We start from the raw sequence: 7,987 nt of genomic DNA on the forward strand, positions 1-7,987 counted from the left end.
CGCGGCCGGGCGGCGCGCAGCGCCAGGCGCAGCACCCGCAGCCGCACATAGGCGTAGCCGGTGTCGGCCCCCGGGCCCTTCGTACCGCGCTGCCAGGGCAGTTCGACATCGGGGTGCGGGTCCGGGCCCGTGCCGTAGCCGCGGTTGCGCGGCAGCGCGCGCTGGGCGAGGGCATGCGCCGCGAGCACCCGGCGGGTGCGCCCGATGCCCGGCGGCAGGATGAGATACGCGAGCCGCACCAGCCGCGGATAGTGCTCGACGATGGCGGCCTCGGCCTGCTCGACGTCGATCAGGCCGGTGGTTTCGTCGTCGGGGGCGACTGTCGCCTGGTGCTGGTCCACGGTTCGTGAACGAGTGGCGGGCCGGGTAGGTCACCTACGGGTGTCCGGCGGGACTTGGCGCCTGCGGCGATCTGTTCCCCTCCCCGCCCCTTCCCGAAACTGGGGCTTCGCCCCAGCCCCCACCGGGGCTTCGCCCCAGCCCCCACCGGGGCTTCGCCCCAGCCCCCACCGGGGCTTCGCCCCAGACCCCACCGGGGCTTCGCCCCAGACCCTCGGGGTCCAGGGGCGGAGCCCCTGGTGACGGGAAGGGGCGGGGAGGGGAAAGGCCCGCCACTGGCACCAACCCGCTACGGCGTACTCGTCTTCCAGCCGCTGAACTCGACCGTCCCCCGCGCCCCCGAGCCCCCGTTCGCCGCCGTCATGAAGATCCCGGCGTCCTGCGCGGCCGCCCCGCCCGGCGCCGTGACCGTGGCCACCTTCCGCCAGGTCGCGCCGTCGTCGGTGGACAGCTCGCCGGTGTAGGAGGTGGCCGCGGTGCGGGTCAGCCGGAGCAGGACGGGGGCCTTGACGCCGGTGATCCGCTGGTAGGTGTCCAGCGTGCCGTCGCCGCCCGAGTCGTAGGACAGGACGACCCCGTTGGCCGGGGTGACGGCGAGGTTCACAAAGCCGGGGGAGCCCGCCGTGGCGAGGTCGTCGCGGACGATGATCCCGGCCCGCGCCCAGGGCCCGGTGGCCGCCTGGGCGGTCACCTTCACGGTGATGGCCGTGCCCACCGTAAGGACGCCATCGCGGTAGACGGAGCCGAATTCGGCGGTGCCCCTCCACAGGTCCTGGCCCGCGCCGTCGATCGCGAACCGCTCGTCGAGCTGTCCGAAGGCCGCACCGCTGTTGGTGACCGTCCGCAGGCCGTCCGCCAGCGGTCCGGCGACCCACAGCGTCCCGGTGCGCACGGCCCGCACCCGGTCCTCACCCCGTGGCCCGTAGGTGACGCCCAGCTCGTACGGCAGCGGCTCGAGCGGGTGCTCCAGCGGTTCGTCGGGCGCGGTCGCGCGCCAGCGGACCTCGCCCGTGCCGCCCGCGGGGACGCCGGGCAGCCGGGTCGGCCCGTCCGGGGCCGGGTCCAGGCCGGTCACGGTGAGGTCGAAGTCGACGCGGCCGGTGGGGCGCAGCCCGTTGACGTTGCGCAGGGCGGCGGTGAGGGACGCGGTGCCGCCGGGCGGCAGGGCGGCGGGATCGGCGGTGACGGTCAGCGTGCCCTGGTAGGGGGCCTTGGCCAGCGCCTCGTACACTCGCTGGGCGGTGCGATGGGCGTCCGCCGTCGGCCGCACGGGGTAGCTCTTGCGCTCGCGCGTCCACGGCTCCTCGACGGCGAACCAGTCGAAGGAGCGCGGGGCGCGGTTCTCGGCCAGCGCGTCCTCCAGCTCGTCCAGATAGGACTGCCACTGGGGGAGGTGGAAGTCGGCGATGAGGCCGCTCCAGTCGCGGTTGGCGTAGTTGGCCAGGTTGCCGCCGTCCGCCGTGGCGCGGTCCGCCCAGGTGGTGATGAGGGTGCGCGCGGCCCGCTCCAGTTGGGCCGACTCCTCCTCGCCCGACGCCATCCGCTTGGCGTCCTCGAGCCACGGGCCCAGCAGGAACCGCCGGTGGGCGCCGGTCATGTCGTCGCTGAGCCGCATCAGCTTGAGCCACAGCCGGGCCAGCGTCCGGAAGGCCGTGCGGTCCTTACGGCCGTAGGCGTCCTGGAGTTGGGGGATGAGCTGCCAGGAGCGGTTGGCGAGCGCCTGCCGGGCGATGTCGGTGAGGTCATGGCGGTAGGCGTCGCTGTCGCGCAGCCCGGCGCGTACGCCCAGCAGCGCCGCGAAGGCCACGTCGAAACCGGCCGGGTCGAAGGCGGGGGTGTGGGTTGAGTAGATGGTGCCCGAACGGGCGGTCAGGGAGGGGCGGGCGGCGAAGACCGAGTCATGCGGGCGGCCGTCCTCGCTGCTGATCTCGTACGCGGTGTCGCGCAGCGCGGCGAACGCCTCCCGGGCCTTGCCGTCCCGTCCGCCGTAGCGCACATCGGCGTAGGAGCGGAACCACTCGGCCCGGTCCACCGCCTCCTCCCGCCACGCCAGCTCGCTGAACAGCTCGAACGCGGCCGGATCCCGCTCGGCCGCCTCCGGCATATAGGCGGTGCCGACCAGTTTGCTGCCCGGCTTGTCGCGCCATACGGTGAACCGCTTCGTCCACATATGGGTCTTGGCGCCGATCGTGGTGCGGCCGCCGAAGTTGGGGATGGTGCCGAACGCGTACGGCACCGCGCCCCAGTCCTTCTCCCGGTCGGTGACGGTGTCCAGATCCGAAAGACCGTCCACCACGAGCATCCGGTCGTGGTCGACGGCGTCCAGCAGATCGCGGCGGGGGTTCTCCTGCCAGCCGAGGATCACCCAGATGGCGCCGGGGCGGGCGGTCCGCAGCGCGGTCTCCACCGCGCGGGCGGCGTCGGGCACCGGGACGTCGCCGGGGTCGCCGCCCTCGTGCAGCAGATCCATCTTGAACAGCTCGGCCTCGCCGAACAGTTCGCGCTGATGGTGGTAGAAGGCGGCGGCCACCTTCCGGAAGGACTCGGTGCGCGGATCGAGCCAGTCGGGCCGCCTGAGCCCGTTCCAGTCGCCCTGCGGCACCGTACGGGCCTCCGGATTGCGGTCCGCGAAGCCGTCGGGGACGGTGCCGAAGTAGCCGGGGAACACCGGCCGCATGCCCAGCTCCCGCAGCCGGTCGGCGATCCGCCGCCCCAGCTCGGTGCGCTTGTCCAGGAGCGCGGTGGAGACCGGGCCGCCGTATTCGCTCATGTTCTGAAGCAGCCACCACGGCTGGTGGGAGGGGGCGGGAAGCCAGGTGCGCGCCTCGGTCTCGGTGTAGCCGAACTCCTGGAGCAGCCGGTGGTAGACGGCCTCCTGACCGGCGGTGACCAGCAGTTCGTTGCAGCCGTGCAGGGCCGCGACGTCGATCAGGTGCTCCCAGCGGTCCCAGTCGGCGAACGGCGCGGTGTAGCCGTCGTGGGTGTCGTTGAACGCGAAGCGGTGCGGCAGCGCGGTGGAGTGGGTGAGGCGCCGGGCGGGCGCGGGCAGCTTCTCCGGCAGGTTGAGCTGATCGCCGGACCAGGTGAGCTGGGCGTGGCAGGTGTACTTGAGATACCAGTGCACCCCGGTGAGCAGCACCGCCGGGCTGGTGCCGGAGACGGTCACCCGCCCCGCGGTCCCGTCGACCTCGAACCGCTCCGCATCGCCCCGCTTGGTCAGCGCCACCAGCCGGAACTGCCCGGCGTGGGCCGGAAGCAGCCGCCGCAGGGCGGCCCGTGCGGGAGCGGTGTCGAATGCGGTCACGGCGGTGTCCTGTGCGTCGTGAGGTTCGTCGGCCATCGCCGGTAACCGGCTCCCCAGCGTGGCCCCGGCCCCGAGTGCTCCGGCGGTTCCGATCAGCGTGCGTCTGCTCAGGTCGCTCATGCGCCCCCCATCGGACAACGGCCAATGCGTCGTATGAAGAAGGCACTTAACCAGCGTTATGGGGTGGGAGCAATGGGGCGCACGGGAAGGTGCCGGTTCCCGGGGCCCTGGACCATCAGCCCCGGTCCAGGTAGGCCAGCACCGCCAGCACCCGGCGGTTGTTGTCGTCCGACGGCGGCAGCCCGAGCTTTCCGAAGATATTGGAGGTGTGCTTGGCCACCGCCCGCTCGGTGACGAAGAGCTGCGCCGCGATCGCCGTATTCGACCGCCCCTCCGCCATCAGCTCCATCACCTCCAGCTCCCGCGGCGTCAGCCGCCCCAGCGGCTTGTCCTGGGCGCGCCGGTCCAGCAACTGCGAGATCACCTGCGGATCCATCGCCGTACCCCCCGCGGCGACCCGCCGCACCGCGTCGATGAACTGATCGGCGTCGAAGACCCGGTCCTTGAGCAGATACCCGATGCCGCCGCTGCCGTCCGCGAGCAGCTCCCGCGCGTACAACTGCTCCACATGCTGGGACAGCACCAGCACCGGCAACCCGGGCCGCGCCCGCCGGGCCTGTAGCGCGCACTGGAGCCCCTCATCGCTGAACGACGGCGGCAGCCGCACATCCACCACCGCGACATCCGGCTCCAGCTCCGCCAGCGCCTTGCTCAGCTCGGGCCCGCTCTCCACGGCCGCCACGACCTCGAAGTCGTACGCCTCCAGCATGCGGACCAGTCCGTCCCGCAACAGGAACAGATCCTCGGCGACCACAACACGCACGGCGGCTCCATGACTTCCTCGGGCCCCGGGCGGGGGACACGGCCGAATCGATCCGAATCTACCGCGCCAGGGGTGCCCACCGGCCTCGCCGGACGAGGTACGGCGGGCGCCCCGAGCAGCCGCCCGGGCCGCCGTGCGTCAGCCAGTCAGCCAGCCGCCCTGGGTGCCGAGAGTGCGCAGGGGATCTCCATCGTCACCATGGTCGGCCCGCCGCTCGGGCTGCTGACCGCGAGGACCCCGTCGAAGGTGCCCAGCCGCCGCTCGACCCCGCTCAGCCCGCCCTCCGGGGTGATCCGGGCGCCGCCGCGGCCGTCGTCGGTCACGGTGATGCGCAGCATGCCCTCCGCGTGGTGCACATCCAGCCACATCCGCGAGGCGCCCGCGTGCTTCGCCGCGTTGGTCAGCACCTCGCTGACCGCGAAGTAGGCGGCCGACTCGACCGGTTCATCGGCCCGGCCCGCCAGCTCCACGTCCACCTCCACGGGCACCGCCATCCGCAGCGCCAGTGCGCGCACCGCGTCCCCCAGGCCGCGCTCGGCCAGGACGGGCGGATGGATGCCGCGGACCAGGTCGCGCAGCTCGGCCAGGGCCTCGGCGGAGTTCGTACGGGCCGCGGCGAGCAGTTCCTTGGCCTTGGCCGGGTCCTTCTCGATCAGGGCCTCCACGGTGCCCAGGCTCATGCCCATGGCGACGAGCCGGGCCTGGGCGCCGTCGTGCAGATCGCGCTCGATGCGGCGCAGTTCGGCGGCGGAGGTGTCCACGGCGTCATGCCGGGTCTCGGTGAGCCGCCGGACCCGCTGCTCGAGCGCCATCTGCGGGGTCGGGTCCAGGAGGGCGCGCGCCAGCAGGAAGTGGCCGCGCAGCAGGAGGGGGGAGACGGTGGCCCCGAGCGCCATGAAGCCGATGCCGAGCGGTACGGCGAGGAGGGCCGTTCCCTGGGAGTCGATGGGGAGGAACGCGTACCAGTAGGTGCCGCCCGCGTTCACGATCGGCTGCCACACCCCGGCGGCCAGCACGAACCCCTCGATCCCGTACGGCACGAAGGCGAAGGCCAGCAGCGAGACGGCGTATCCGGCCGTCATGTCGACCTGAAGCCACAGCAGATCGCGCCAGGTGGCCGGGTCCTTCAGCAGGAAGGTGCACAGCTCCACCTGCCCGGTGACCCCGGAGCGCCGGTCGGCGGGCAGCGGGCGGTACGGCGCCCGGATGGTGACGCCGGACCAGGTGGCGGCCAGGAGCCGGCGCCGGTTGGCGTGTGCGCGCACCGCCTTGATCAGGGGAGGGGTGGTGAGGACGCCCAGGCCCAGCGTGATGAAGGCGATCGACACGATCGTCAGCACGGACAGGGCGATCGACACCAGCGCGAGCCAGGAGACGGCGAACCCCCGTGCGCAGGCCATCAGCGCTCCGCGTCCGTTCATCCTGAGTCCCCCTCGCCGGTCGGATCCTCGTGCCCATGTCGTCGGGCCACCTCAGTGTGTCAGCGCCCCGCGGCCCGGACACGGGGGCAGGACTCCGTCCCGGGGTGTACCTGGCACCACCTCCCTGCCTCGCCCTATGGCTCGGCGACTGGGTGGCTGCCCGGCTGGGGCGCGGACCTGCGGTTTTCTAGCGTCGTGGCATGACCTGTTCCGTCCGTACCGCACGGGGAGAGACGCCATGAGCGCAACGAGGAAGGGCCTGGCCGTGCGGCTGGGTGGGTGGAGCACTCGCCACCGCAAGACCGCGATCGTCGGATGGCTGCTGTTCGTCGTGGTCGTCGCCGTGGTCGGCGGAATGTCGGGGTCCCGGCAGATGACCAACTCCGAGAACGGTACGGGCGATTCCGCACGTGCGGAGAAGATCCTGGAGGACGCGGGCCTCCAGACCCCGGCCGGGGAGATGGTGATGCTGCGCGGCGACCGCCCGGACGGCTGGCGGGACGCGGCCCGCGACCTCACGGCGCGACTGGAGCGGACGGGTGAGGCGGTGCGCATCCAGCCGCCGGTGCGCTCGGAGAGCGGACGGGAGGCCCTGATCAGCTTTGAGCTGAAGGGCGACCCGGACACCGCCGGGAAGCGGGTGGAGCCGGTCTTCGAGGCGGTGCGGAAGACCGCGTCGGCCCATCGGGGCATCGCGGTCTACGAGTTCGGCGACGCCACCGCCCAGCACCGGCTCGACGACATGCTCACCAACGACTTCAAGAAGGCGGAACTGACCGCCGTGCCGCTGGCGCTGGGCATTCTGCTGGTGGTCTTCGGGGCGCTGGTGGCCGCGCTGCTGCCGGTGCTGCTCGCGGTGACCGCCTGTGTCGGCACCTTCGGACTGCTCGCCCTCGTCAGCCACAAGCTGCCCATGTTCGACTCCACCACCTCGGTGATGTTCCTGGTGGGCCTGGCCGTCGGCGTCGACTACTCGCTGTTCTATCTGCGGCGGGAGCGCGATGAGCGGGCCGCGGGCCGGGACGCCGGGACCGCGCTGCGGATCGCGGCCGCCACCAGCGGCCGGGCGGTGCTGATCTCCGGGGTCACGGTCATGCTGGCGATGTCCGGGATGTTCCTGTCCGGGCTGCTGCTGTTCCACGGCTTCGCGGTCGCCACCATCCTGGTGGTCCTGATGGCGATGCTCGGCTCGGTGACCGTATTGCCCGCGATGCTGTCCTGGCTGGGCGACCGGATCGACGCCGGGCGGGTGCCGCTGCTGAACCGCCGCCGGAAGAAGGGCCTGCACACCAGCGGTGGCGTCACCGTCAAGCTGATGCGGCCCGTCCTGGCCAAGCCGAAGCTGTTCGCCGTCGTAGCGGGCGCGCTGCTGCTGGCGCTGTCCGCGCCCGCCCTCGGCATGAAGACCGAACAGCTCGGCATGGACAAGCAGTTCGGCTCCGACGCCCCGATCACCGTGGCCTATCAGGAGATCACCGGCGCCTTCCCCGGCGGCCCGGCCCCGGCCGAGGTGGTGCTGCGCTCCGACGACATCGCCTCGCCCCGCTTCGAGACGGCCGTCGCGGACTTCAAGAAGCAACTCGCCGCCTCCGGACGGTTCGGCAGGACGGTCGACGTCGAGGCACACCGCACGAAGGGGGTGGCCCGGATCGAGGTGCCGCTGGCCGGGGACGGTCAGGACGCCACTTCCCGGCGTGCCCTGGACACCCTCCGGGAGGATCTGGTCCCGAAGATCCTCGGGCCGGTCTCCGACCAGGTGTATGTGAGCGGTGAACTCGCCGGGAGCCGCGACTTCAACCACCAGCTCAAGACCGATATCGCACCGGTCTTCCTCTTCATCGCCGCCGTGACCTTCGTTCTGATGCTGCTCTGCTTCCGGTCGTTGCCGATCGCCCTCGTCTCGATCGTGCTCAACCTGCTGTCGGTGGGCGCCGCGTACGGCACCATGACCGCCGTCTTCCAGCACGGCTGGGGCGCGGAGCTGCTGGGGATGGAGCCGGCCGGGGCGATCGAATCGTGGATGCCGCTGTTCGTCCTCGT

General features: G+C 72.3%; 4 protein-coding genes and 1 pseudogene. 1 reads left to right on the forward strand and 4 read right to left on the reverse strand.

Annotated features, from left to right (window positions below):
* The 4 genes and pseudogenes from KN815_RS23735 to KN815_RS23750 all read right to left on the reverse strand — a co-directional run.
* Positions 1 to 341: pseudogene (locus tag KN815_RS23735) on the reverse strand (hypothetical protein); the annotation flags it as partial.
* A 287-nt stretch (positions 342 to 628) separates the two neighbouring features.
* A complete protein-coding gene (locus KN815_RS23740) occupies positions 629 to 3,763 on the reverse strand; it encodes an alpha-N-acetylglucosaminidase (RefSeq protein ID WP_216343961.1) in 3,135 nt (1,044 codons plus the stop codon).
* 115 nt (positions 3,764 to 3,878) lie between these two features.
* Positions 3,879 to 4,526: a LuxR C-terminal-related transcriptional regulator gene (locus KN815_RS23745; protein WP_216343962.1), complete on the reverse strand. Its 648-nt coding sequence runs from the start codon at positions 4,524 to 4,526 to the stop codon at positions 3,879 to 3,881.
* A 146-nt stretch (positions 4,527 to 4,672) separates the two neighbouring features.
* Positions 4,673 to 5,947: a sensor histidine kinase gene (locus tag KN815_RS23750; protein WP_216343963.1), complete on the reverse strand. Its 1,275-nt coding sequence runs from the start codon at positions 5,945 to 5,947 to the stop codon at positions 4,673 to 4,675.
* A 238-nt stretch (positions 5,948 to 6,185) separates the two neighbouring features.
* Here KN815_RS23750 and KN815_RS23755 point away from each other — a divergent pair.
* Positions 6,186 to 7,987 (forward strand): MMPL family transporter (locus KN815_RS23755; RefSeq protein WP_216343964.1); only part of this gene is annotated, 1,802 nt, incomplete at its 3' end.

Source organism: Streptomyces niphimycinicus (assembly GCF_018883605.1).
GTDB classification, from domain to species: domain Bacteria; phylum Actinomycetota; class Actinomycetes; order Streptomycetales; family Streptomycetaceae; genus Streptomyces; species Streptomyces niphimycinicus.

Excerpts from the sequence above, each read along its gene's own strand:
- KN815_RS23740 (WP_216343961.1), bottom strand. The coding sequence starts at position 3,763 with ATGAGCGACCTGAGCAGACGCACGCTGATCGGAACCGCCGGAGCACTC.
- KN815_RS23750 (WP_216343963.1), bottom strand. The coding sequence starts at position 5,947 with ATGAACGGACGCGGAGCGCTGATGGCCTGCGCACGGGGGTTCGCCGTC.